The sequence below is a fragment of the Liquorilactobacillus sucicola DSM 21376 = JCM 15457 genome (assembly GCF_000612445.1).
GTDB lineage: Bacteria > Bacillota > Bacilli > Lactobacillales > Lactobacillaceae > Liquorilactobacillus > Liquorilactobacillus sucicola.
The window spans coordinates 39511-64092 of sequence record NZ_BALC01000004.1 but is presented as its reverse complement, the minus strand read 5'-3'; the positions used below and the strand labels follow the sequence as shown (position 1 = coordinate 64092).

The 24582-nt window shown below is 38.9% G+C and carries 20 protein-coding genes, 3 pseudogenes and 1 other annotated feature; of the genes and pseudogenes, 7 read left to right on the top strand and 16 right to left on the bottom strand.

Features of this window, described 5'->3' with window-relative positions; all coding sequences use genetic code 11:
• Positions 1 to 100 precede the first annotated feature (100 nt).
• Positions 101 to 1066 (bottom strand): ketopantoate reductase family protein, encoded by a 966-nt coding sequence (locus JCM15457_RS07495; RefSeq protein WP_034988942.1) that lies wholly within the window; start codon positions 1064 to 1066, stop codon positions 101 to 103.
• 493 nt (positions 1067 to 1559) lie between these two features.
• Positions 1560 to 1798, top strand: a binding site (T-box leader).
• A gap of 80 nt (positions 1799 to 1878) precedes the next feature.
• Here JCM15457_RS07495 and JCM15457_RS07490 point away from each other — a divergent pair.
• Complete coding sequence (locus JCM15457_RS07490) at positions 1879 to 2829, top strand: ketopantoate reductase family protein (RefSeq protein ID WP_034988940.1); 951 nt, start codon at positions 1879 to 1881, stop codon at positions 2827 to 2829.
• Positions 2830 to 2927: 98 nt separating this feature from the next.
• Here the strand turns inward: JCM15457_RS07490 and JCM15457_RS07485 are convergent, their stop codons facing one another.
• The 8 genes and pseudogenes from JCM15457_RS07485 to JCM15457_RS07450 form a co-directional block, all read right to left on the bottom strand.
• Complete coding sequence (locus JCM15457_RS07485; RefSeq protein ID WP_034989222.1) at positions 2928 to 3830, bottom strand: LysR family transcriptional regulator; 903 nt, start codon at positions 3828 to 3830, stop codon at positions 2928 to 2930.
• A gap of 34 nt (positions 3831 to 3864) precedes the next feature.
• Positions 3865 to 5286, bottom strand: a complete 1422-nt coding sequence (locus JCM15457_RS07480; protein ID WP_034988937.1) for an anion permease — start codon at positions 5284 to 5286, stop codon at positions 3865 to 3867.
• Positions 5287 to 5351: 65 nt separating this feature from the next.
• Positions 5352 to 6753: pseudogene (locus tag JCM15457_RS07475) on the bottom strand (flavocytochrome c).
• Positions 6754 to 7341, bottom strand: coding sequence for an NADPH-dependent FMN reductase (locus tag JCM15457_RS07470; RefSeq protein ID WP_034988935.1), 588 nt, complete (start codon positions 7339 to 7341; stop codon positions 6754 to 6756).
• Positions 7342 to 7400: 59 nt separating this feature from the next.
• Positions 7401 to 8782 (bottom strand): annotated as a pseudogene (locus tag JCM15457_RS07465) (class II fumarate hydratase).
• A gap of 341 nt (positions 8783 to 9123) precedes the next feature.
• Complete coding sequence (gene mmuM, locus JCM15457_RS07460; RefSeq protein WP_034988933.1) at positions 9124 to 10089, bottom strand: homocysteine S-methyltransferase; 966 nt, start codon at positions 10087 to 10089, stop codon at positions 9124 to 9126.
• A gap of 79 nt (positions 10090 to 10168) precedes the next feature.
• A complete protein-coding gene (locus JCM15457_RS07455; protein WP_034988930.1) occupies positions 10169 to 11563 on the bottom strand; it encodes an amino acid permease in 1395 nt (464 codons plus the stop codon).
• 347 nt (positions 11564 to 11910) lie between these two features.
• Positions 11911 to 13581 (bottom strand): acetolactate synthase large subunit, encoded by a 1671-nt coding sequence (locus tag JCM15457_RS07450; protein WP_034988928.1) that lies wholly within the window; start codon positions 13579 to 13581, stop codon positions 11911 to 11913.
• A gap of 261 nt (positions 13582 to 13842) precedes the next feature.
• On the opposite strand from JCM15457_RS07450, the gene JCM15457_RS07445 reads away from it, so the two are divergent.
• A complete protein-coding gene (locus JCM15457_RS07445) occupies positions 13843 to 14748 on the top strand; it encodes a cation diffusion facilitator family transporter (protein ID WP_034988925.1) in 906 nt (301 codons plus the stop codon).
• 236 nt (positions 14749 to 14984) lie between these two features.
• Here the strand turns inward: JCM15457_RS07445 and JCM15457_RS07440 are convergent, their stop codons facing one another.
• Positions 14985 to 15482, bottom strand: coding sequence for a thiol peroxidase (locus tag JCM15457_RS07440; RefSeq protein ID WP_034988924.1), 498 nt, complete (start codon positions 15480 to 15482; stop codon positions 14985 to 14987).
• A gap of 309 nt (positions 15483 to 15791) precedes the next feature.
• Entirely contained in the window at positions 15792 to 16352 is a 561-nt protein-coding gene (locus tag JCM15457_RS07435; RefSeq protein ID WP_034988921.1) for a TetR/AcrR family transcriptional regulator, read from the bottom strand.
• Positions 16353 to 16579: 227 nt separating this feature from the next.
• Here JCM15457_RS07435 and JCM15457_RS07430 point away from each other — a divergent pair, with 227 nt between their 5' ends.
• The 3 genes from JCM15457_RS07430 to JCM15457_RS07420 all read left to right on the top strand — a co-directional run bounded on the left by JCM15457_RS07430 (position 16580) and on the right by JCM15457_RS07420 (position 18010).
• Positions 16580 to 17341 (top strand): tyrosine-protein phosphatase, encoded by a 762-nt coding sequence (locus JCM15457_RS07430; protein WP_187325794.1) that lies wholly within the window; start codon positions 16580 to 16582, stop codon positions 17339 to 17341.
• A gap of 212 nt (positions 17342 to 17553) precedes the next feature.
• Positions 17554 to 17754 (top strand): DUF1659 domain-containing protein, encoded by a 201-nt coding sequence (locus JCM15457_RS07425; RefSeq protein WP_034988920.1) that lies wholly within the window; start codon positions 17554 to 17556, stop codon positions 17752 to 17754.
• 25 nt (positions 17755 to 17779) lie between these two features.
• On the top strand, positions 17780 to 18010 hold the full coding sequence (locus JCM15457_RS07420) for a DUF2922 domain-containing protein (RefSeq protein WP_034988919.1): 231 nt from the start codon (positions 17780 to 17782) through the stop codon (positions 18008 to 18010).
• Positions 18011 to 18235: 225 nt separating this feature from the next.
• Here JCM15457_RS07420 and JCM15457_RS07415 read toward each other — a convergent pair whose 3' ends face one another.
• From JCM15457_RS07415 to JCM15457_RS07405, 3 genes are all read right to left on the bottom strand, one after another.
• Positions 18236 to 18847, bottom strand: coding sequence for a nitroreductase family protein (locus JCM15457_RS07415; RefSeq protein ID WP_034988917.1), 612 nt, complete (start codon positions 18845 to 18847; stop codon positions 18236 to 18238).
• Between the two features lie 647 nt (positions 18848 to 19494).
• Positions 19495 to 20196 (bottom strand): VIT1/CCC1 transporter family protein, encoded by a 702-nt coding sequence (locus JCM15457_RS07410; protein WP_034988916.1) that lies wholly within the window; start codon positions 20194 to 20196, stop codon positions 19495 to 19497.
• Positions 20197 to 20218: 22 nt separating this feature from the next.
• Positions 20219 to 20860 (bottom strand): VIT1/CCC1 transporter family protein, encoded by a 642-nt coding sequence (locus tag JCM15457_RS07405; RefSeq protein ID WP_051993389.1) that lies wholly within the window; start codon positions 20858 to 20860, stop codon positions 20219 to 20221.
• 334 nt (positions 20861 to 21194) lie between these two features.
• Here JCM15457_RS07405 and JCM15457_RS11945 point away from each other — a divergent pair.
• A pseudogene (locus JCM15457_RS11945) lies at positions 21195 to 21820 on the top strand (DUF6198 family protein).
• Positions 21821 to 21969: 149 nt separating this feature from the next.
• Complete coding sequence (locus JCM15457_RS07395) at positions 21970 to 22449, top strand: Dps family protein (RefSeq protein ID WP_034988911.1); 480 nt, start codon at positions 21970 to 21972, stop codon at positions 22447 to 22449.
• Between the two features lie 282 nt (positions 22450 to 22731).
• Here the strand turns inward: JCM15457_RS07395 and JCM15457_RS07390 are convergent, their stop codons facing one another.
• The gene (locus JCM15457_RS07390) at positions 22732 to 23388 is read right to left on the bottom strand and encodes an SDR family oxidoreductase (RefSeq protein WP_034988909.1); all 657 of its coding nucleotides are present in this window, start codon (positions 23386 to 23388) and stop codon (positions 22732 to 22734) included.
• A gap of 214 nt (positions 23389 to 23602) precedes the next feature.
• On the bottom strand, positions 23603 to 24577 hold the full coding sequence (locus JCM15457_RS07385) for a bile acid:sodium symporter family protein (RefSeq protein WP_081778224.1): 975 nt from the start codon (positions 24575 to 24577) through the stop codon (positions 23603 to 23605).
• Positions 24578 to 24582: the final 5 nt, after the last annotated feature.

Here is a 24582-nt window from a genome sequence, read left to right as displayed (position 1 = left end):
GTTAACAAAGCATAAAACATAATAGACTGGAGAATTTGTGACACCATACCAACCTCTGTCACAATTTCTCCAGCCTTTTTCGTCTCTTTAATACTTCATACTATTGTTTTTGATGATACTTACGCATTAATTCTGCCAAATGGACTTGATGGGTTGCAAACTCGTGCGTGCGACAAACATAATCGTTTTCACGCCCTATTTTAGCAATATATCCGTTGATGTAATCAACCTCCGTTGGGCGCCCCTTAGAAAAATCTTGATACATTGATGGATAATGATATTTATAAGCATGGCTGATTGTCGTCACTGAATCGATTTCCTGCTGGCGCGTTTCAATCAAATGAATTCCTGCACGTTCGCATGCGTCATAGGCTTCATTGAATAATTGCCGTGCCATCTCTGGTACACCCTCATATTCGATAAATTGCCCCATTTGAACCTCAAACATTGTACATAAAGTGTTAACTACCGCATTAAAAACAACTTTCGACATACACATACCCAAGTAATCTTCAGCAAAAATAGGGTTAAGCGAGGCCTTTTTAAACTCAGCCATCATTTGCTGAGTAACCGCAGCAGGTGTAGTTCCGACGTATTGTGCTACATGCATTTCCTCGGTGCCTTCAGCACCCATAAAATCAACATTTGCAGGTCCATCAAGGCGTGTTGCAATCATCGCCGTCCCGCAGATAATATGCTCAGCAGGGAAATACTTGGCAATTTTTTCAAAGTGTCCCATTCCGTTCATTGCAGAAAAAACGTACTGGTCTTTATGAAAAATTCCAGCTGCATTGTCGCGTTTCAGCTCTTCGTCAAGCTGCATCTGCTTTTTGAAAATAATCCAAACATCAGGATGACCTTGATACTCTTCAGGATAGAAAATGTTGATTGGTACAATTCGTCGATTCTTATGATCGCGCGCTACAGAGACTCCCCCTTGCTGCCGAACCTTTTCAACATTAGGTTCCCAAGTATCAATAAAATCAACCTTGACATGCGCATTTTCCTGCAGCATAACACCATAACGATATCCCATAGCTCCTGCACCAATAATTCCATAATTCATAAAATCACTCCTCACAATATTTTGACACGTAAAAAGCACCCCTTGGTTTTCAACCAAAGGGCGCTTCCGCGTGGTACCACCTTTTTCAAATTATTCTCACGAATAATCTCTTAGCATGTATCAAGTTTAATAATATATGCGCACATTAATGGATGCTGCCCATTCGTCTCGAAAAACGAAGTCACAGAATCAAGCTTTCACACAATAGCTCTGGTATCTTCCCACCCAACAATACTCTCTAAGCAAAACTATTATCTTACTCCTTCAATTCCAAACGAACCTATCAAAGATTGTCGCCAGTTTAACCTATATCACCATAGTATGTCAAGTTGTTTTCTTCATTCTATTTTAATTAATTTATTATTTTGCTTAATTATCTATGTTTGTTCAGCGCCTAATACTTAGTAATACAATTGGCTTTTATTTTTTTTATAAAAAGTTGACTATCTAATATGCTTGAGTTAGACTACAGTTATATTAAAAAGTGATGAGAGCAAACGCAATGATAAGAACTGATAGTTTCTTGACGATTTAAGCGAGCCTGGGTTGATGCAAGCAGGTATCTAAAAGAAACCATTGATCATCTTTGAGCGCTGCAGTTAAAAATCAGAAATCAAGTAAATTGCAGTGGGTAGCACCCATTATTGTGCTGATGGATTGATTTTCAGTCCGGGATAGAGGTTCATTTCATATGAACAAACAAAGGTGGTACCACGCGTGAGCGTCCTTTAGATAATATTGCTAATTATTATCTGGGGGGCGCTTTTTGTTTACTGTCATTAATTTAAACTTTTTTGGAAGGGGTAGTATTCATGAAGTTCACAGTTTTAGGTTCTGGTGCAATGGGTTATCGTTATGGTGTTTTATTGCAAGAGGCGGGCAATGAGGTTGAGTTTGTAGATACTTGGAAACCAAACGTCGAAAAAGTCTTGCAACAAGGCGGTGTCTACGTCTCACGTGATCATAAGGATCGCCGTCTTGTTCCCATAAAAATGTATTACCCTGAAGATTACACGGGTAAACCAGATGTTTGGGTCGTTTTTGACAAACAGATGCATCTCGCTTCTTTTCTTGAACGAATGCAACAATCATTTGATGAAAAGCAATATGTCTTGACTTGCATGAATGGAATGGGTCATGTAGAGAAACTACTGCAATACTTTAAACCGGAAAAAATCATTGCCGGAACAGCCCTTGTTGCCACTGTTTTAAATGGTCCTGGGGATGTTGACTTTATCGGTGCACGCGGTGCTGGTACGATGAATCTTGCAAACTACACCGAAAAACCGGATGAAATGACACATAAGATAGTTAATGAACTTGATAAAGCGCAATTTAATCCGAACTTGACTACTAACTTCATGGGAACATTGCTTGCTAAGGTTGTCTTCAACTCTGTGGTTAATACACTCTGTACGCTGTTTGAAATTACAATGGGTGAATTTGCAAGCTATCCTGGTGCAGATGAATTAAGCAAACAGCTAATCAATGAGGCCTATGATGTCTGCGAACGTGCTGGAATTCAGATGTTGAATACAAGACAGGAAGAATTAGACAGTGTGAACTACGTTTCAACAGTTGCCAATCCGCTACACTATCCATCAATGTACCAAGATATGTCACACAATCGACCAACTGAAGTCGATTACATCAATGGTTACTTAGTGAAGCTGGGACGTAAATATCACTACGAAGCTGCAACCCATGCCTTCTTAACGCATCTTGTTCATTTAGCTGAACATACACGACAGCAAAAAAAATAAAATTGCTGATATTCAGAACCGACTCCTAGCACTACTAAAAGAGGATTTAAGCTGTTCACAGTGCAAACAGCTTAAATCCTTTTTTAGTAGTTTATTATTTAACAATCTTTAGTTTCAATCAAGCCTTTAAGTTCAAACAAAATACTGATAAACTCTTTTTGAATTTTATTAGGCAAGAAATTTTTACGCACAACTAATGACATATTAAATCTTTCTGGCAACGGATCATCTAATTCCAAACAACAAAGATGATCCTGTGGTTTAACTGCATCATCTACTAGCAGACTGATACCTAAATCCGCATTAACCAGTTCCTTAATCAAGGATAATGTAGGTGTACTGAATGCAATTTGCGGTCTGAAACCTGCATACTTGCTGTAACTTGCCAGCGCTTGTGGGTGAACAAAATTATTGGTAAAGGTCACAAATCTTTCACCTTTCAACTCTGCAAAAGAAATATGTTTCTTCGAAACTAAGGAATGCTTTCGACTGACAACAACTCTAAAAGGATGCACCGCCAACAAAAAAGTATCCAACTTTTTTTCCTGCAACGGCCGAATCGATCCTAAAAGTGCCACATCTATCTTGCCCTGTTTTAACTTCTCCAGCAATTGATCAGACCCAGCTTCAATTGATTGAATATGTGATAGAAGTCCCTTATTTAGTAATTCTTGCGCGATTAGCGGGAACCACATTGTCCCGATTATCGGTGGCAATCCGAAGCGAATCATTGAAGAATCAGCATTTTGAACCTCACTGTATGCTAGATCCAAACTCTGCAAAATCTGCTGTGCTCGTTGAAACAGCAAGACACCCGCACGAGTCACAACTAACCGATTATGAATATAATCCCGCTTGATCAGCTGTGCCCCGAATTCATTTTCAAGACGTTTGATAGCAACTGTGATCGTTGGCTGACTAACAGAGAACTTATTAGCAACCTCAGTATAGTTTTTTAGCTCTACTAAATCATGAAAATAAGCCAAATCTCTTGTGTTCAACCCCATTCGCCCCTTCATCGCTTACATGTATATTTTACCATACACCAATAAGTTTCATCCAGACTGTACCTACACTCAGCCAAATAACAAGATACACAATTCCCAAAATAGCATTCATCTTCCACCATTCAGCCTGCTTGACGTAACCAGAGCCAAATAAAATTGGGGCTGGTCCGCAAGAATAATGGGTCGTTGAAGCAAACAAATTACCGAAAAATCCGAGCATTAAAGCTGCTAGCATTGCTGGTACCCCAGCAGAGATCGCAACAGCCAGTAAGGCACTGTACATCGCACTGATATGTGCTGTTGCACTCGCAAATAAATAATGACTGTAAAAGAAGGTTATGACCAAAATCACCAAGACAATAAACCAATTCAACCCACTGAGCGAACTTGCAATCGTTTTGCTCAGCCAAGGAATAAAGCCAAGATCATTCAGTTCGGTGGCCATCATTACAAGAACTGAGAACCATGTCAGTGTATTCCATGCGCCAGTTTCATGCAAAACATCTTGCCATGATAGAACACCTGTAATCAATAATAATGTCAACGCAATAAAAGCTGTCAAAGTTGCATCAACATGAATAAAACTACCTACGATCCAAAGAAGTAGTGCCACTATGAAAACAACAGTCATGATTTTTTCAGGAAGTGTCACTTTTCCCATTTTTTTAAGCTGCTTATCGGCCCATTCTCGTGCATTAGGAGTTGCTTTAATCTGAGGTGGATACATCTTATAAATAATAAAGGGTACCAGCAGCAACGAAATCACTCCAGGAACAAGTCCTGCAAGAAACCAGTTCATCCATTCCAAATCTACATTATTACTTTTAGCTAGTGACTGTGCTAAAGGATTTCCAGCCATAGCCGTTAAGAACATTGCCGATGTAATTGTATTTCCCTGAAATTCTGCAAAAATCAAGAATGATCCCATTTTGCGTTCCGTTTTATTTTTAGGATCCGAGCCAAATGCCTGTGCCAGCGATTTAATAATCGGATACATGATACCACCGGCGCGAGCTGTATTACTTGGTGTAGCTGGAGCCAATATCAAATCCACTCCAATTAAAGAATACGCTAAACCTAACGTTCTCTTTCCAAAAGCACGTACAAAAACGAAAGCAATTCGCCGTCCAAGACCAGTTTTTATAAATCCCCGTGATATAAAGAATGCCATCGCAATTAACCAGATGCTTCCGTTCCCAAAACCTGTGATCGCCTTATCAATTGGAACAGTCTTAGTTAATGTTGTTAAAGTAAATGCAATAATTGCAACCGCGCCAATAGGGAGCGGCTGTGTGATACATCCGATAATTGTCGCGACAAATAATGCAAACATATGCCATGCAGTAATGGATAGTGCCGCTGGTCGCAGCGGGGTTGCGAACCATAGTACTAATCCTGTCAAAAGGGGGATAAGGAATTTTTTGTATTTAATATTCTCTAAAGACTGCATAATTTATACTCTCCTTAGTATGATTGCAGCAATCTTAAATGAGTTTCCCACACATCACCAAATGATCAATGCTTATCTAGGATGTACTCCGCTGATTGTTGTCCTGCCTGCCGTCCAAAAACAACTGTTTCTGAAATCGAATTGCCTCCAATCCGATTATTCCCGTGTAAACCACCAGCAACTTCACCAGCTGCAAAAAGCCCTGGGATAACATTGCCATTCCCATCCAAAACATGTGTTTTTTTATCGATGTGAATGCCCCCCATTGTATAGTGGACTGCTGGTGCAATATGAATCGCGAAAAATGGCTTTTTGCTTAACTGCCGTTCCATCCCCGTTGTTCGTCCAAATCTATTATCCTGCTTATTCGTTACTGCCTCATTCCACTCGCTGACTGTTTGTGACAAGACCTCTGGGGATAAATTGATTTTTTCTGCCAACGTGTTCACATTTTCTCCTGTAACCACCAAACCAATGTGGTCATAAAATTCAATCGCTTTCACACGATTTCGCACACTTTGATCGAAAATCAAGTAAGCACTCTTATCTGGTAAATCAACAATTGAGTTAGAAACTATCTTACGTGTTCCCAGTTCATTTACGAAGCGTTTCCCCTGTGCATCGACTAAAATTGCACCTTCACCACGGACTGCCTCACCAATCAAATATGTGTGCGGATTGTCTTGTTGAACAGTAGGATGGACTTGAATGAGGTTCATTTGAACTAATTCTGCACCTATGTCCTCTGCTAATTCCAATCCATCTCCTGTTGCTCCAGGCTGGTTAGTAGTTTTATACCCTGCCAGATCTGGTCGATACTTTTTAATAATATTTTTAGAAGCACCAAATCCTCCTGTCGCTAAAATCACTGACTTGCCGTTTAAAGTACGCTCATCTCCGTTGGGAAGCTCAAGAGCGACTCCGGTGATCTTGCCAGCATCATTCTTATTTAAGGACGTAACTGTAACTTTGGTAAACAGGGGAATATTTTTCTGCTGTACTACTTTTAACAAATTTTGATCAAAAAGCTCCAATTGGTGCCATGGTAGCAGGACGATGAGTCCGCATCTTGCTCATTCCACCTGTAATCGTCAAATCATCAAGTTTGATATTATGGTCAGCAAGCCAATCAACTGCTAGTGCAGCATGGTTTGTAAAGTAAGATAGCAGATCTTGATCATTTAGCTTACCGCCGCCGCGATACGTTTCGCGGTAAAAATCTTCGAAATTATCGATAACGCCATGTTGAAACTGAACATTTGTTTCGGCAGCGTTCATACCAGATGAAGCCCGATTGGTATTTCCTCCAATTTGCTCCATCTTTTCTAAGATAACTGGTTTTAGCCCCAATTCATGTGCTTGAATCGCACTCACCAGCCCTGTACTCCCAGAACCGATCACGATTGTATCGTACTGATCCTGTAGTTTTTCAATTGATGTTGGTTCAAATACAAATTTATCCCCCATTTATACTTCCTCCTTGGTCAGCAGCTTAGCTTGACACATTATGTGATCTTTCACAAAACTAATGTAATTCCCAAAACACTGATCTAAAAATTCAGCTGTTTTTTCATGCGTTATTCCTTCCTTGTCAAGCTTATCTTTAACTGTTCCCAGCATGAACTCATTTGCAGGAAGAATATCAGCCATTACACCGGGGGCATCTAGAATTTGACGCAAGTTAATTTGAGCACGTACTGTCCCTTGTACTCCGTATGATCCGCCAACGATCATAACAGGTTTGTGCAGTAACGGATGAGCAACCGATGACAACCACTCGAGAACACTTTTTAGTGCAGCTGGAACTGCGTGATCGTACTCAGGTGTGGCAAAAATAACACCATCGGCCTCCGTAACCTTGTCGATCAACTCTAGGACACACTTTGGCGGAGATGACATCATATCCTCATTGAACAGCGGAATATCTTTTATTTCTTGGACTTCTATCTCCGCCAAATCACGATATCGCTCCTGCATATAGTTCAGCAGTAACCGATTAAATGAAAAACTTGCGTTAGTTCCAACTATCGCAATAAACTTTAACCTTTTTACCATCTAAAATCTTTCCTTCCTTTTGAAATAACTACATTCACTAAGAAAGGGGTTGCTTCTCCCTACCGATCGACATTTGTCATTTTCAGAGGATCAACCATTCATCGAACTGTTCTGGTGTCACCTTGCCTGATTTAAGTGCAGCTTCTCTCAAAGTACTTCCCGCTTCATCAGCTGCTTGGGCAATTTTGGCACTATCATGATATCCGATATGCGGAGAAAGAGCAGTTACAGTCATTAATGAATTATCTACCAGCGCTTCCATTCTTTCTTTGTTGACTGTTAATCCATGAATTAATTTGTCTGCAAAGCTTTGCATTGTTCCGCGTAACAATTCTGCTGATTCAAGAAATGCATCTATCAAAACAGGTTTGTACACATTCATTTCAAAATTTCCTTGTGAAGATGCAAGTGTTACCACTACATCATTTCCAATAACTCGTACAGCCGCCATTGTAATTGCTTCAGCTTGCGTTGGATTTACTTTACCAGGCATGATAGATGATCCCGGTTCATTGGCGGGTATATTCAATTCACCATAAGCAGCGCGGGGACCACTTCCCAAAAAGCGTACATCGTTCGCAATCTTCATCAAGTCACTAGCCAAAGTCTTGAAGGCTCCATGAACTACATTCAGACTGGAATGTGCTGCAAGACCATAAAATTTATTGCCATCAGCCGTAAATTTTTGCCCATAAACGTTGCTGACGCGTGCAGCGATATCAGCAGCAAATCCAGGAGCTGCGTTCAGGCCTGTGCCAACAGCAGTTCCTCCCATTGCTAATTCAAGCAATGTATGATCTAAACTCTTTAAATATTCCAAATCATGTTCCAACATGCTGACCCATCCACTGACTTCCTGTCCAAAAGTCAATGGAGTTGCATCTTGCAGATGTGTCCGCCCGATTTTAACCGTGTGCCAGTATTTTTTTTGTTTTTCTTTTAATTCATCAATCAGATGCTGTGCTGCCTTTTCGAGTTCGGCTACTGCCACACTTGCTGTGATATTCATAGCTGTTGGAAAAATATCATTAGAACTCTGTCCATGGTTAACATCGTCATTAGGTAATATTTTGCTTTTAGAATCTAACTGAGCAGCTTTATTTGCAATAACTTCATTTGTATTCATATTGGTCTGTGTTCCAGAACCCGTCTGATAAACTCTTAATGGAAAGTCCTTGCGCAGTTCATCATCATCTAAGGCTAGTAGTTCATCGATCGCTTTGGTTATTAAATCTGCTTTTTCCACTGAAAGCTGTTCAAGTTCTTTATTAGCTTGAGCTGCAGCCTTTTTAATCTGTAATAAAGCCCGGATAACAACTAAGGGCATGAATTGCCCCGTTGAAAAGTTGTTACGACTTCTTTCCGTCTGTGGACCCCATAACGCCGTGGCTGGTATCTTTACTGGTCCTAATGTATCTTCTTCTACACGATATTCTGGCATTTTACTTCCTCCTTTTATTGTGAAAAAAACTACATGTTATAATAAAAAAATTCAATACCACAAATTAATCCCGCAACTTTGTTAAACATTTAACAACTATATAATAGAAGTTCAAAGTCATTATAGTCAAACACCGTGGTAGTCATTAAAAAATTTAATACTCATCAAAATCTTACTTGTATTAAAGGAGTTTTGTTTTTTAATGCTAAAGTGACATTTGAAAATTACAAAAAATTATTGTTATTTTACATTATAAAAAGAGCTTATTATAAACCGTTTTTAATTTTAAAATTCACAATATCTTAACCCAGTTTATCTTTTGTGTTTTAGTTTACTATTGCTTATTTTTTATGCCGTAAGCCTATTTTTTCTATTGTTGCAATATCTGCAATATCTGCTGGGGTCGTGCGGCAGCACCCACCGATTAATCTTGCCCCAGCTGCTTGCCATAAGGGTACTAATTCACTAAAGGTCGCAGAGTTTTGATTAGAATTCCATGTTTTCGTATGCGGATCATATTGATCACCGTTGTTAGGATAGACAATAATCGGTTTATTCGTTTTCTTTTTTATATTTTTGATCACTGCCTCAACTTTTTCCAACGCGAGACAATTAACTCCGATAGCTGTCACTTGTTTATATTGTTCAAAATACTGCACTGCCTGAGCTATTGGAGTTCCATCACATAGATGAGTGCTATCCTTGACACTGAAAGACAGCCATGCTGTCTGGTGGGGAAATTTTTGAGATATGAGATCAAGCAGAGCACGTGTTTCATCAAAATTAGGCTGTGTTTCAATTGCAAAAAGATCAACACCTGCTTTATCCATTAAAGCTAAACGCGGATAATGAAAAGACTGGTACTCGTTTTCAGTAAGCGAATAGTTTCCTGTATACTCGCTTCCATCTGCCAAATATGCTCCATAAGGCCCAATACTGCCTGCAACTAGTGGTACCTTAGCTCGTAATGCACGCTGCTTAGATGTTAAAGATGCGTAGAAGTCAGCCCGAGCCTCTTGCGCACAACGAACCGCCTGTGTGATCAGCGCTTCACTTTGTACCCGATTCAATCCTTGTCTTTCAAAAGCTGCCACGTTAGCTTGATACGTATTCGTAATCGCAACATCAGCTCCAGCTTCAAAATAACTGCGATGAACAGCGGTTATTTTTTGTGGGGCCTCTATCAGCGCTGTCGCTGACCATAAGTCACTACTGGTATCAATTCCTCTTTTTTCAAGTTCTGTTGCCATTGCTCCATCAACAACCAATAGCTGTTTACTCCTTAGATTTTCTGAAATAAGATCCATTGTGTAAGCCTCCCATAACTTTCATTGATATTTACTGCCATTTTTATCAGCCCTTAATCATTACTTATTACTCTTCAAATTAAGAATCCGCTTTTTCTCCTCTACGTTTCAAGGCTTTCTTCCCATAATAAACAGCATAGCAAGCAATAAGGAATGGAATCATATAAAATAATGCCGAGCGTTGCGTTGGATCAAATACGATCAGAACACACGACAACATGCTCATAATAAATGCTGTCCAAGGAATAAACGGATACCACGGAGTTTTAAACTTTAATTCAGCAACTGTATGTCCACTCTTCAACCATTGCTTTCTAAAATTGATTTCTGAAAGTGCAATTGCCATCCATACAATAACTACCGCTAATCCTGAAATTGAGACCAAAACAAGATAGACAGTCGATGCTGCCACCACACTAGAAATCAAAGCCAATATCCCCCCCAACATACTGGCAAGCAGAGCTGTAATTGGTACTCCACGTCTATTCGTTTTCGCATAATGTGCAGGGATCATCTTTTCATGTGCCAGTGACCACAGCATTCTGGTTGATGCATATAACCCAGAATTAGCTGCTGACAAAATAGCCGTTAAAACGACAAAATTCATCAAATCACCTGCGAATGGTAAGCCAATACTTTTAAAAACCAAAACAAAGGGGCTCTGATTGACACCTGCTTTTTGCCAAGGGATCAACGCTGCCATAACGATAATACTACCGATGAAAAAAATCACTAGTCTAAGTAAAGTTGTTCTAATCGCTTTAGGAATGTTCTTTTCTGGATCTTTTGTTTCTCCCGCAGTCACCCCAATCAGCTCTGTGCCTGAAAAAGCGAAGTTAACAGTCAGCATTGTCGTAAAAACGCCTTTGAACCCATTGGGAAACAAGCCTTCTCCATAAAGGTTCTTAAATAAAGGCGCATGTGAATAACCCTTTATTGGGATAACTCCACAAATAGCCAGTGCACCAATAATGATAAAAGCAATTATAGCAATCACCTTGATACTTGAAAACCAGAATTCTGTTTCTGCAAAAAAACGGACTGATAAAGCATTGGATGTAAAAATCACAATCATGAAAAGAAGACTCCAAATCCATGTTGGAGAATGTGGAAACCAAGTGTGCATTATCAACCCAGCAGCTGTAAATTCAGATCCCAAAGCAACAGTCCATGTTAACCAATACAATATTGCAACTGTAAAACCAGTGCCTGGGCCGATAAACTTGTCAGCATAGACATGAAAAGAACCGGTTTGTGGCATCGCGACAGCTAATTCACCAAGGCACAGCATAACTAAATAAACAACAACTGCTCCAATAGCATAAGCTAATATTGCCCCGACAGGCCCAGCCTCGTGAATCGTGTATCCCGAACTTAAAAATAACCCTGTTCCAATAACTCCGCCCAGAGAAATCATTAATAGATGGCGTGCCTCCATCCTACGTTTTAGATTATGTTCCTGTTTTTTCTCCATTTTAAAGCCCCCATCAACAATACTTTTTCTGCAACTAATGCCACTAAAAAAGCCCATCCCTACAAAATTATAGGGACGAGCTTTCTTCGCGGTACCACCCAAATTCGTTAAACAATCGTTAACCTCATTGACATAGATATAAATTAAATTATATCTTGAAAGATATCGTATTCCTACGAGTGATCAGCTTGCACCAATCACCTAGCTCCGAGTTCATCTTCAATACATCTGTAGTCTGCCCTTTCATCATCGACAGTCGCTAAAAACCACTTCTGCATTTACTCTTCTCATCAATGCTTAAATATTAAAAATTTATCTGAAACACATCTTGCCCAATTATTATCGAATCAGATGCGCACAGTCGTATTGCCTAACTTACTGATCAGTTTCATGTTCTCTCGATAATCGACAGGAACAGCTATGATAAATACTCCTTCTTTAGCCGCAACAGCTTCTTGCAGGAACTTGAGATACTCTCCTGGCTTTTTGACCTGCAGACCAATAGCACCAAAACTTTCAGCATACTTAACAAAATCAGGATTATCAAAATCAACCCCATTATGATGATTTATTTCCATATCCATTTTCCATTTAATCAGTCCATAGGAAGCGTCTTCCCAAATAACAACTACCAGATGCAGTTTTTCGCGAACAGCCGTTTCTATTTCCTGCGAATTCATCAAGAAACTTCCATCTCCCATTACCGCAACTACAACTTTGTCAGGTCGGGCTAACTTAGCCCCAATTGCGCCTGGCAATGTCCATGCCATTGTAGATAGTCCGTTGTCTATGAGGCATGTGTTGGATAAATACGTCTGATATAACCGTGCCATCCACATCTTAACTGCTCCTGTATCAACCAGAACAACTGCATCATCAGGCAAGACTTTACGCGTAGCATAGACAACTGTTTGTGGTTTCAAAGGAACAGCACTGCTCTCTCGTCCACTGGCAAGTTCAGCTTGAATTAGGTTGCGAATTTCGGCCGTCCGGTGGCTGAAATGCAGTTCCTGCGATTTTAATGCTTGTAAAAGTGCTTGCAGGCTAGCCCGTATATTAGCAATGATATTCAAAGTCACATTGTAATGGCTATCAACATCTTGTCGAAACATGTTGATATGAATTATTTTTTTATTTCCTTCCGGATTTATTTTCTGAGGATCAAACTGTTGAATCGAAAACCCAATTGAAATAATCAAATCAGCTTCATCAATTGCAAAGTTTTCATAGTCCCGGCGCATGAAGCCTACCACACCCAATGAATTTTTGTGCCTATCCGAGAGTACCCCTTTACTCATGAAAGTTGTTGCCACAGGAATTTGCAATTCTTCGCTCAACTCTCTAACCTCTCGCTCGGCGTGTTTCCATAATACACCATCTCCAGCTAAAATTACGGGCTTTTTAGCAGCAGCGATCAATTTAAGCGCCTTGTCAATATCTGAAGCAGTAGGCTGAGTGACTGATATTGGATCAATTTTTAATGGTTTGACTTGGTCATGAACGGGTGCTTCTTCAATATCTTGCGGAACTGCTAAGTATGAAGCACCTGGGCGATCACGCTTAGATGTCGAAAAAGCTTTACGAACCATTTCAGGAACTGCTTGCGGCGTTAGGATCATATCTGCATACTGTGTGATCGGTTTAAACATCGCAACCAGATCTATCACTTGATGTGATTCCTTATGCAGTCGCGCCAATCCACCTTGAGCGCTGATAGCAACTAACGGTGTGGAATTCGTTTCTGCGTCGGCTACGCCTAGCATCAAGTTAATCGCTCCCGGCCCTAGAGTTGCTAAACAAACACCTGGAATGCCCGTCAACCTGCCATATGTGCTAGCCATAAAAGAAGCCCCTTGCTCATGTCTGGTTAATATGAACTCGATCTCATTTGATTCATTTAAAGCATCAATCAAATGTATGTTTTCCTCACCGGGAATTCCAAAAACATATTTGACTCCCTCATTTTCAAGACACCGTACGATTAAATGTGCGGCATTGATTTTCGCTTTCTCAGACATCTTATCTTTCCTCCTGAATCCTTACTTAATATATAACCCGCTGTAACTCACATTATCCCCAAAATTAATTTCCGATGATAATTATTATATTACCATGATTAAACCAATGTTTCTCCTCTTTGTAACTTTTTAATTTTTCACCAATTATTATCTTAAGCTCATAGTATCCGCTATTGCGTTTTTTTTGATTTAATGCTATAGTTTAACCGTCTTATGAGCATATGTTCATATATAAAATTAAAATATCTAAGGAGGTTCACAATGGAAGAACATTCACTAAAAACCGGCAGCCGTTTCTTTTTAGTTACACTATTAAATGTCATGATTACCTTATTCGAACTTGTCGGTGGCCTTTTGTCAGGCAGTCTGTCACTGTTGTCAGATGCATTCCATAATTTTGGTGACGCATTCTCAATTATTTTAAGCTACGCTGCCAATCGTATTGGTAAACGGGCTCCCACTGTCAAAAATACTTATGGTTTCCGTCGAGCTGAGATCCTAGCAGCCTTGCTTAACTCAATTTTACTAATTGCTATTTCAGCTTTCTTAATGCTCGAAGCATTAAGACGTTTCATGCATCCTGAAGAAGTGCACGGTGGCATTATGCTAGTTGTTGCTGTTGTCAGCTTTACTGCCAATTTATTTTCAACGATTCTCTTAAATAATGATTCCAAGCACAATCTTAATATCAGAGCAACTTACCTTCACTTGCTCAGTGATGCTTTGGCTTCAATCGGAGTCATCATCAGTGCAGCCCTTATTCTCTTATTCAAGATCAATTGGGTTGATCCATTGATGACACTCTTAGTGTCTCTCTATATTATTTACGAATCATGGCCAATTGTACACAAAACTTTTGCAATTTTAATGGAGGCATCTCCGCAACTCGACTTTGAAAATATAAAAACTGATTTATTGACTATTCCTGAAATAACCGGCGTTCATCATCTTCACGCTTGGTTGATTGATGAAAATGAACTTGTATTGTCCGTCCATGTAAACATGGCCGATTTGCCACTAAGTCAAACAGAATGTGTTTATCTCAAAATTGAAAATATTTTAAAACAAAATTACAACGTTTCACATGTGACTATCCAAGCTGAATGTAATCGCGGTCGTGGGACAAAACTTCTGTTGGATAAAGAAAAAGATTTCCATAATAACTAAAAGCTCTCAATTATTGCTGCTTTAAATACTCTGAAACTTCTCCTACGATAAGAGAAGTTTTTTTATTTTTGATACGTTGCCATGCCTTTACCTTAGAGGGTTCGTGGTGACACTCCTCCAATAATATTAGTGTACAAAAAAGGAAGGTACAGCGAAACTGCTTCCCTTCCCAACAAGTCTAAAAGTACACCCAGTTATTCCAATAATCTTGGTATTTTTTACCTTTGTTCGGCAACCTACTTTGCGTGAACCTTCAAAAATTCAAGTGCTTTTTGATAATTGGGCTCATTTGACTGCTCAACTATCAATTCTCGATAAACAATTCTTCCCTTCTGATCCAAGATCCAAATACTTCGTGCATCGGTATGGCTCTCTTCAACATATATTCCCAATTTTCTTCCTAATTGTCCATCGTGATCTGCTAGTAACTGCATTTTTTCGACGCCTTCGGCTGCACACCACTGTTCCTGTTCTGCAACAGTATTGGTTGAAACTGTGTAAAAATTAATCTTAGCAAATTGATCTGCTTCTTGATTGAACTTTTTAGTTGATAAACTGCATACACGTGTATTAATATCTGGAACAACACTAACCAAAGTATATTTTCCCCTTAAATTTGAGATGTTTACCTTTCCGTCTCCTTGAGCTTCCAAAGTGACATTAGGAAATACTGCTTTTACTTCAAAAGGTATCCCGTTAGTCTGTCCAGCTTCACCATGTCGTGTGATCTTCATTTGAACCATTCCTCTCATTATGTAATATCATTTTCAACTTGCAAAAGCAGTGAAATTATACAATAAACAGTCTAAAAAGCAAAAAAATCTGACTGTCTTTTAGTCTCCGCTAAATGATCAACTAGATCCTGTTTCAGCCAGTAAAATTTTGCTGATGGGTAAAAAAGGTGAGGTTTAGGCCCTTTATTTTCCTCGCTAAAAAGTCTACCTTGGCCGCTGTAGGTTACGCTAGACGATAATTTTACTTCGTACAATTGCTTGTGTTTTCTAACAAAAATCGCGACCAGTCTTTTATAAAATTGGCAAAATTCAACATGCTATGCCATGCAAGAGCATGTTGTACAGTGAATTAACAGCTTCTTTGAAATTTAGATCTTTAGGTGCAAGGTAGCTACTCAATAATAATTTTCGAATAGTCTGCTGAATTGTTATTAACAAAACCTTTTTTTCTGTAGCAGTCAAAATACGAACATGCGGATCAACAATAAAAAGTTCACATATTTTTTTGCCAAACTCATCAATATAGGTGTTCAATTTACGCCATTGTCGTGGATATCTTTTTTCTAAAACTTGCGCATGTTTGCTTATTTTATCCACTTGCCGCGTGCTGGGAAAATCGATAAGATACTTTTGCAATACTTCATCTGAATAAAACTGTGCTCTTGAAGACGGTTCATATTCACCAAAACAAATACCTTTGAAAACATAGTCGATCGTTTTATCAATGATCATCTCTTTACTGTCGAACATTTTATAGACGGTTCTTTTACTAACTTGCAATTCCGCAGCAAGCTCTGCCGTTGTAAATGTTGGTCCTTTTTTCTCCAGAAGATGAAGAATGGTCGCATATATTTCGTCATTAATTCTCATTTCATCCCCCTTTCCTATGCTAGATACTAATTGACTCATTCCAAAGAATACCATATTTAACATATTTTCATAGACTAAAAATATTCGTTAGCTAATTTTCAATAGAATTATGTAATTATCACTATATCTGAAAATACTCTTAGAAAATGTAAACATTATGCTGTATAATCTTTTCTGAAAACAATCATGTTCAATAAACCTACACTTACTATATAGGGGTGAATTACGTGGCATATGAAAAAGCACTCGTCCAACCCGATATTACTAACTTTAGAGATATCGGCGGTTATCAAACAACTGATGGTCAGTTAAAAAATGGTGTTTTCTTCCGTAGTGGTGAATTATACAATTTAGAGTCGCAAAACATTGATTTTCTCAATAAAAAGCTTCATCTAAAAAAAATCTATGATTTTCGCAGACCTGAAGAAATCAGCAATCGGCCCGATACAAGAATTGAAAACATTTCATACGAAAATATAAATTTGCTGTCTTCTCCCGGACAAGCAAACCCAAGCTTGAAAAACATGGTTATCTCATCAAATATTGAGAAACATATGTTTTCAGTTTATTCTGAACTGGTTCTCAGCCCTTCTTCCCAAAGGGGCTACCATCAGTTCTTAGTTGAAATTCTAAATAGCACTGACCCTATAATCTTTCATTGCTTCGCTGGTAAAGATCGCACAGGCTTTGCAGCCGCACTTCTTTTAAAAATTGCTGGTGCAGCCGAAGCCGATATCTTTGAAGACTACCTGTTAACAAATCAAGCACGTAAAAAGGAAAATGAAAAAATTTTGGCATATTTCCAGCAAAAATTATCAGCAGAAAAACTTGCTGCTTTAAATGTTTCACTTAACGTAAAAGCAGCTTATCTAGCACATGCATTTCATTTGATAAACCAGCATTATGGAACATTTGATGTCTACTTAGAAAAAGGATTGCACCTGCCCATTGACTACATTTCCAATTTCCGTAAGTTATATATCAAATAACTGCTTAACGGCAAAAAGATTGATTGTACTCACAAGCTGTACTTAGCACTCAAGACCTGTTAACTACTGCTGCCCTTCTTTTTTATACGGCTTCTTAAACAACTTTGGTCATTGCTTCTTTACATTTTTGCGCTCACTTGCGTTACTAGACTTATAAGCGGTCGCGACACTTATAAAATAGCAACTTATTAAAGTTGAAAGGAGTCATTCACATGAGTAAAACGTGGATCAAAACTAGTTTAAGCACTGTATCAGTTTCAAACGATGGAGAAAAGCGTAAACGCAGCTTCAACAATATTAAAGCTGCTGCCACAGACCAAGAAATCGTAGAATTCGGTAAAGTATTAGCCTTGCTGACCGGAACCTCAACGGATGAGCTCAAGCTGACAACGATCGATAATATCGGTGCCTAAGTTTAAAACTTAAGGAGGTTTTAAAATGAAACAACTAGATTTGGTATTTGCCGGTCACAGTGGTCCTACAAAGCATCATTTGCGTTTGAATTACATCAACAACAATCTAGATAAGGAAACAGTCGTTAAAGCTATGCAGGATATCGCTGATCTCGGTATATTCATTGATAAAAAAGGGGAATCACTGTATGCTCATCCTCTTTCCGCACAATATGTTGAAAAACAAGAAACACCTATTTTGACAAGGGAAATTTAATCTGCATATCACAAGGAGCAGGGTCCAAACTCGACCCTGCTCCTTGTTTTTAAATCTATATTTACCGATATTAACATGTCCCAACAGTCAATTTTATCGTTTGAGAATGATTCCCTGCTTCAAGATATTCTTAATACTCAGAAACTGCCGCCTTTTACAGTTCTATCTAGCTGACTAGTTACCACTAATCTGTCTTAAAAAATGTTTATACATCCACCGCCAAATCTAACTTAGATCTTCAATAACCTTAAAGCGTTCGTCACCAGCAATATATTTCTTCTCACTTGGTAGAGTTTCGATCGAGCCAAATGGCATTTCCGCACGCAGCGTCCAATCTGCTGGCACATCAAAAACCGTTTTAACTTGATCATCAATCAGAGGATTGTAATGTTGCAGACTTGCACCTATCCTATTATCCGCTAAAGCTGTCCAGATACTTAGCTGTGCTCCTCCTAACCCTTGTTCCGACCAATCTTGAAAGTTATCCGCATAAAGACTGAATTGCTCCTTATGCTGATCCACTATTGCTTGATCCGTAAAAAGCAGCACAGTTCCAAAGCCAGCCTTAAATGCAGCAATTTTCTTCCTTGTTTTAGCATAGGCCTCTTCCGTAGGAACTTCTGTCTTCAATCTTTCAGCGACAATGTCCCACATTTTTTCCGAGGCCCTTCCGAACAAAATGATTACTTTAACTGTTTGATTGTTAAAAGCTGTTGGCGATTCTCTCACAGCTTTTTTTATTAATTCCACAATTTCTTTTTTTGATGCTGTAACTTTTCGTCCCAAACCATAAATAGACCGCCGATTTTTTAGTAATTCAATATATTTTTCATTCATAATTGTTCTCCTTCAGTAAGTTTTGCTTTTAATGTTACTTTTTTGTTAACATGTATTATTATATTTATGTCACTAATCTTTGTCAACTTAAAAATAAATTTCCTAAAGGGTAAGTTCTAGCAAAAAATCGTCCATAAAAAATGCAGCTATGCCAAAAAGAGCTCGGCCTATCCCGAAAGGAAAATTTTAACCTAGCTTCTCTATTTACTCCGTATAAATATGTTCTATAAATAAAAATTCTCCGTCTAACCCGAATTTTAACGGCTTGAATCATACTCCTCCAGATAAGCCTGTACGAGCAAGATGGTCAAATATCTTCTCACCATCGTGAAAGCTAAGCAACTGAGTTACCCAAGACCTAACAAAATTTATGCCTTACAACTTGAGCCTAGCAGTCTCATGTTAACATTCCCAATTACACTTCAGTGAGGTGTTTTTTAACATGTTCAAAAATACGGTAATTTTTTGCCAAATAAGGCTTGCTAGACACAAAAATAAAGCAGGGCCAAAAATTATTTTCGACCCAGCCTTATCCATTTCAAGTTAAACAGCCCACATTAATGTGTGCCAATAGTCTTTTCTGCTCAGCGACTATTGATGCATCTTCTTAAGCGTAAGCTTTACAAAAAATCAAATCAAGTTCCATATTATAATATAATACCCACACTATAGTGAATTATCATGGTCAAAATTCCAACAATAAGATTACGGGTAATAGCCACTTTAACTAACCCATCTCCCAGTCTGGCACTCAGATATCCAGTCAATGAGACAGACACACAAACTGCTATAATTGTTGCCGGCCACTGATACGCTACTGGGCTCAAGGTCATTGCAGCTAATGGGAAAACACCGCCAGCTGCTGCTGAAAAAAGCGAAGAAATCGCTGCCTTCCACGGATTCATATAATGGCCAAGTTTAAGACCATGTTTAACGTTGATCACAGTCTGCAGCGGCTTTTTAGTCATTAGATCTTCAGCAATTTGTCTTGCCGTTTCAGTTGTGACACCTCTAGCCATATAATAATCCTGTACACTCTTTACCTCGGTCTCATAATTACGTTTCAGCAAACCATGCTCTTCCCTAACCGCTGCTTGTTCAGTGTCTTTTTGTGCACTCACTGAAGCGTACTCCCCTGAAGCCATCGAAAAAGCACAGGCCATGAGATCAGCTAAACCAGCGATAAAAATAGTGAACTGATTTGGTGTTGCTACAGCTACACTGAACAGTACACCGACAACCGTTAGAATACCGTCATTGGACCCCAGAACACCCGCACGTAAAGTATTTAGTTTTTCATCCATTGTTTCGTTTTTATCATTAGCTTTTTTCTTTAACAAAACATCCATATTCAAGCACTCCTTTTTCCCGCTAACTTCCAATCAAGCTTCCGATAACGTATGTCACTACCATCGTTAAAATTCCTGCCACAACGTTACGCAAAAGGCCCTGCCGTCGATTAGCGTTACCCAAAACAGCAGCACCATAGCCAGTGAACGAAAGCGCGATAATAACAGCTACAAAGGTTGCTATAATACGAATTCTAGTTGGAAGCAATGTAATTGCCAGTAATGGCAAAATCGAACCTAATGGAAAGGATATCATTGAAGCTATAGCAGCTGCATAAGGACTCGTAAACTCGTTGACTTCAAAACCATACCGTTCGCGAACAGTCGTTACCAACGCATCTTTCGCCATCATTTCTTTGGTTGCTTTCGCAGCCAATTGCTCATTTATTCCTTGTTTGAGATAATTTTGCTTTACAAATTCAACTTCTTTTTCATAGTTGTCTTTCAATGCTTGTTTTTGTCGCGCAACAGCTCGTTTTTGGGCATCTTTTTGAGTATTGACCGATACATATTCACCCATCGCCATCGAAACTGTCCCAGCCAGCATGCCTGCAATACCAGAGATAAAAATAGCATAACTGTTGGTTGTTGCACCAGCTACACCAATCACAATACCGGCAACTGAGAGGATGCCATCATTGGCTCCCATAACAGCAGCACGCATTACATTAACGCGTTGCGCTAAACTTTTTTCTTCCACAACAGTCTCTCCCTAACTACACTCGTTATTAATTTAGAATGTTTATAATCTAGTAATCATTATATTCTATTGCGTATAAAAAGTAAACTGCTGCTTATCATAATCTAATTTAACTATTTCAAAGAAACAAAACTAAGCTAAAGATAGGATGTCCATGACCCTATAAAGTGCTTGACAGCTCACCTAACGGGTTATATAACTTAGCATGTGTTGTTTTATTTATTCTCAATTATCTGATTCGATCTTTTGTGAGGTGAAAATCATCAAGAATTCTATTCAAGCTCGGTTTCTTGGGCTTATCGGCGGATTGCTTTTAAATGCTTTTGGCAATGGACTTTGTATTTCAGGAAATGCCGGTAGTGGTCTTTGGACAGCTTCTGCTGTTAATTTGAGCAAGCTTACCAATATCAATGTTGGTATATTCCTCTTCACACTTGGCATTCTGAATGTTGTAACTAATCAATTTTTGATACATCATTGGGATTGGCATCGTTTTGTAGGTGAGTTTTGTTTTATTTTTTTCTTTAGCTATTTCGTGAATACCTTTGCCCAATTTTTTAACTACCTCGCATACCCAATTTACCTTTTCTTATACGAGCTCTTATTTCTTGCCTAGGCGTAGTCTTTTTCTGTATTGCAATTTCCTTATATCAGCGTGCAAATATCATTATGCATCCCAATGATGATACAACGAATTTATTGCGCTTCCTATATTTGAAGGGAAATTCTACTGCAGCACAACTGCTTGACTTTGTTGTTCCGATAGTAATAATCATCTTCTGTACTATTTTTTCACATAAAATATACGCAGTTAACGTCGCCACCTTGTTTTCATTTCTACTTAACGGTGTGATTATTGCAGAAGCTGACCGTCTAATCTTTCCTCAGCTCAAACATAATTTCAAAAGGGACGAGAACTATTAAATCTGTTGTTTGTGCTTTTTTCTAGCTTCCACCTTATTGCATCTGTATCGTCTTTTAGAAAACGCGTATTGTTTGTATGTCCCTTAAGGACCATCTATAATCAAGTTGTAGGTATAATTGATTTATTGACAAGAAAGGTGGTTCTATTTATGTTAGAGACACATCCGTACCCTGAAACAATGAAACAGCTAAATCAGCTCATAGCTGATTTAACACAGTTGCAGACTAACATCCAGCAGACACATTGGTATATGCGTGGCCCTGAATTTTTCCGTTTGCATCCTCTAATGGATGAATATAAAGAAGAATTGGCTGAACAGCTGGATGAACTAGCTGAACGTTTAATTGCTTTAGGTGGTTCCCCTATCTCAACAACACATGAATTTATGGAGAATACAGGGCTTCCAGATGATGAGGTTACCTTTGGTCAATTTGACTTGCCAGAATTGATGCAGCGTCTATTGAAACAGTTCAAATACTTACGCGATCAATATCAAAAGGGAATTGAGATTACAGACGAAGAAAAAGATTTTCCGACACAAGATGTTCTTAACGGTTACAAAGCAGAGGCTGATAAAAACATCTGGATGATCAGTGCTTTTCTTGATAAGGGCCCGTTGAACAAGTAATAATTTGAGTGGTAGAATGCTGTTTACATGGAAAAATGTTTGTGAGGCATTAGAGCCAATCGCGTTGTGTGCAAGATTTGCTTATACCTGTTCATGTTTGGGTGTGAGAGACATTTCAAAAAGTATTAAAATAAGGTTTTAAATAAAAAAAGTGATCAGAACAAAAGCTATGCTTTGTCCTGACCACTTATTTTTTTCTTCATATCATGTAAATTAAAATGTTCAAATAATCAGACTCTTTCCCTTATCCATCGATTCATCTGATGTCTAACAAATACAATTTCAGTCTTTAGAATGCCTTGCTATTGGTGTATCACCACTGCCAAGCGTATAACTTTTGCCCGTTGTCGCTCTGTTGCCTACAATCTCGGCAATCACTTCCGCAACATCCGCGCGTGGAATACTTGTCTTGCTTTTATTTTCTGGGTTTACACTGATCCTGCCCCTCCCCGGATCATTTGTAAGCATTCCAGGGCGTAAGATAGTATAGTCAAGGTCTGTTCGCTGCAGCTCTGCATCTGCATAATGCTTTGCGATCAAGTACGGCTTGATCCCACTCTTGTCCCAAAGCTCCCGTTTGTCACTTCCGATTGAACTGACCATTACATACCGCTTGATTCCTGCAACTTGAGCAGCCTCCATTGATTTAACAGCCCCATCAAGGTCAATTATCAGTGTTTGGTCATCACCTGTTCCGCCTCCAGAACCTGCTGTAAAAACAATTGCATCTACTCTGTTTTGCTCAAAGCACTCTGCGATTTCTTTCACTGAAGCATTTAGATCAAAATGCACTGGTAGCACAAGGTCATCAGTTGGAAAATTCTTGGCTTGCTTGTCATCTCGAATACCTGCATATGCTTTGATGCCCTTTGCCGCTAACTTAGGGATTAATAACTGGCCAATTTGTCCGTGAGCTCCAATAACGAAAACAGAATTCATAGAAGATCCTCCCTTTAAATTCATTTAGTGGATAGAAAAATATTGCCATTTATCCAACAGCATCATAACACATCATCCCTTACCGTATACACCGTTCTGTTTACCTTAACTGCCCCAGCACAAGAAAGCTCATCTCGCAGAATTTTCGCAACAAAAATTCTGTGAAATGAGCCATAGCAATAAGACATATTTTTTGAAATAACTTAAATTGTTTCTACATATTATACTTTGCTGAATTTTGGCTTAACCGTTCTTGGCTCATCATTGCTCTTAGTACGCCAATAGGAGCTAGGATCGAGCCAGAAATATTATGCCAGATACTAAAGACTGTCGATGGAATTGCAGCTGCTGGCACAAAATACTTGATAGCCAGAGTCGCACCTAAGCTTGAATCCTGCATTCCAACTTCAAAAGTTATTGCCTTTCTTTGTGGATCACGCAAACGAATGAATTTGGCAAAAAGAAAACCTAGGCCATACCCAAAAAGATTATGCAGAATCACTACTGGAATAACTAATGCTGTTGCAGCGGTAAATAAGTTATCATGGTTGGCTGCAATAACCGCACCTACTATCATTAAAATAGCTAACTGTGAAACTAGTGGAAGAACATGTGTGATCTTTTCGATTTTCTTACCAAAAATCGAATGCACAGCTACCCCTAAAATAATCGGCAACAAAACGATTTTTACCGTGCTTAGGAACAAAGAAGCAGTTGGGATATCAATATACTTGCCTGCAAAAAGCAGCAATAGTCCTGGTAGTGCAACTGGTGCCAGCAATGTCGATAGAGTTTCAATTGAAACATCTAATGCAACATCGCCGCCAGCCAAATATGCCATTACACTTGATGAGGTGCCGCTTGGACATGAACCAACCAAAATTACACCGGCTGCAGTCGCACCTTTCAACTGAAAAATAAGGCATAGCAGCCATGCTAGTGTTGGCATTATAACATAATGTGCCACTGTGCCAGCGATTACGGGTAACGGTTTTCTAGCAATTCTCTCGAAATCCTCAATCTTCAAAGTCAGGCCCATGCCAAACAATATTATTCCTAATAAATAGGAAATATTCGGAACAAGCCATAAACTTGTTTTGGGCAGAATATAGTTAAAAGCTGCCCAAAGCACTACTAAGAGCGTAAACCAACGTCCGATTATTTTTCCTAACCTTTCTAGTTTGCTCATTTCTC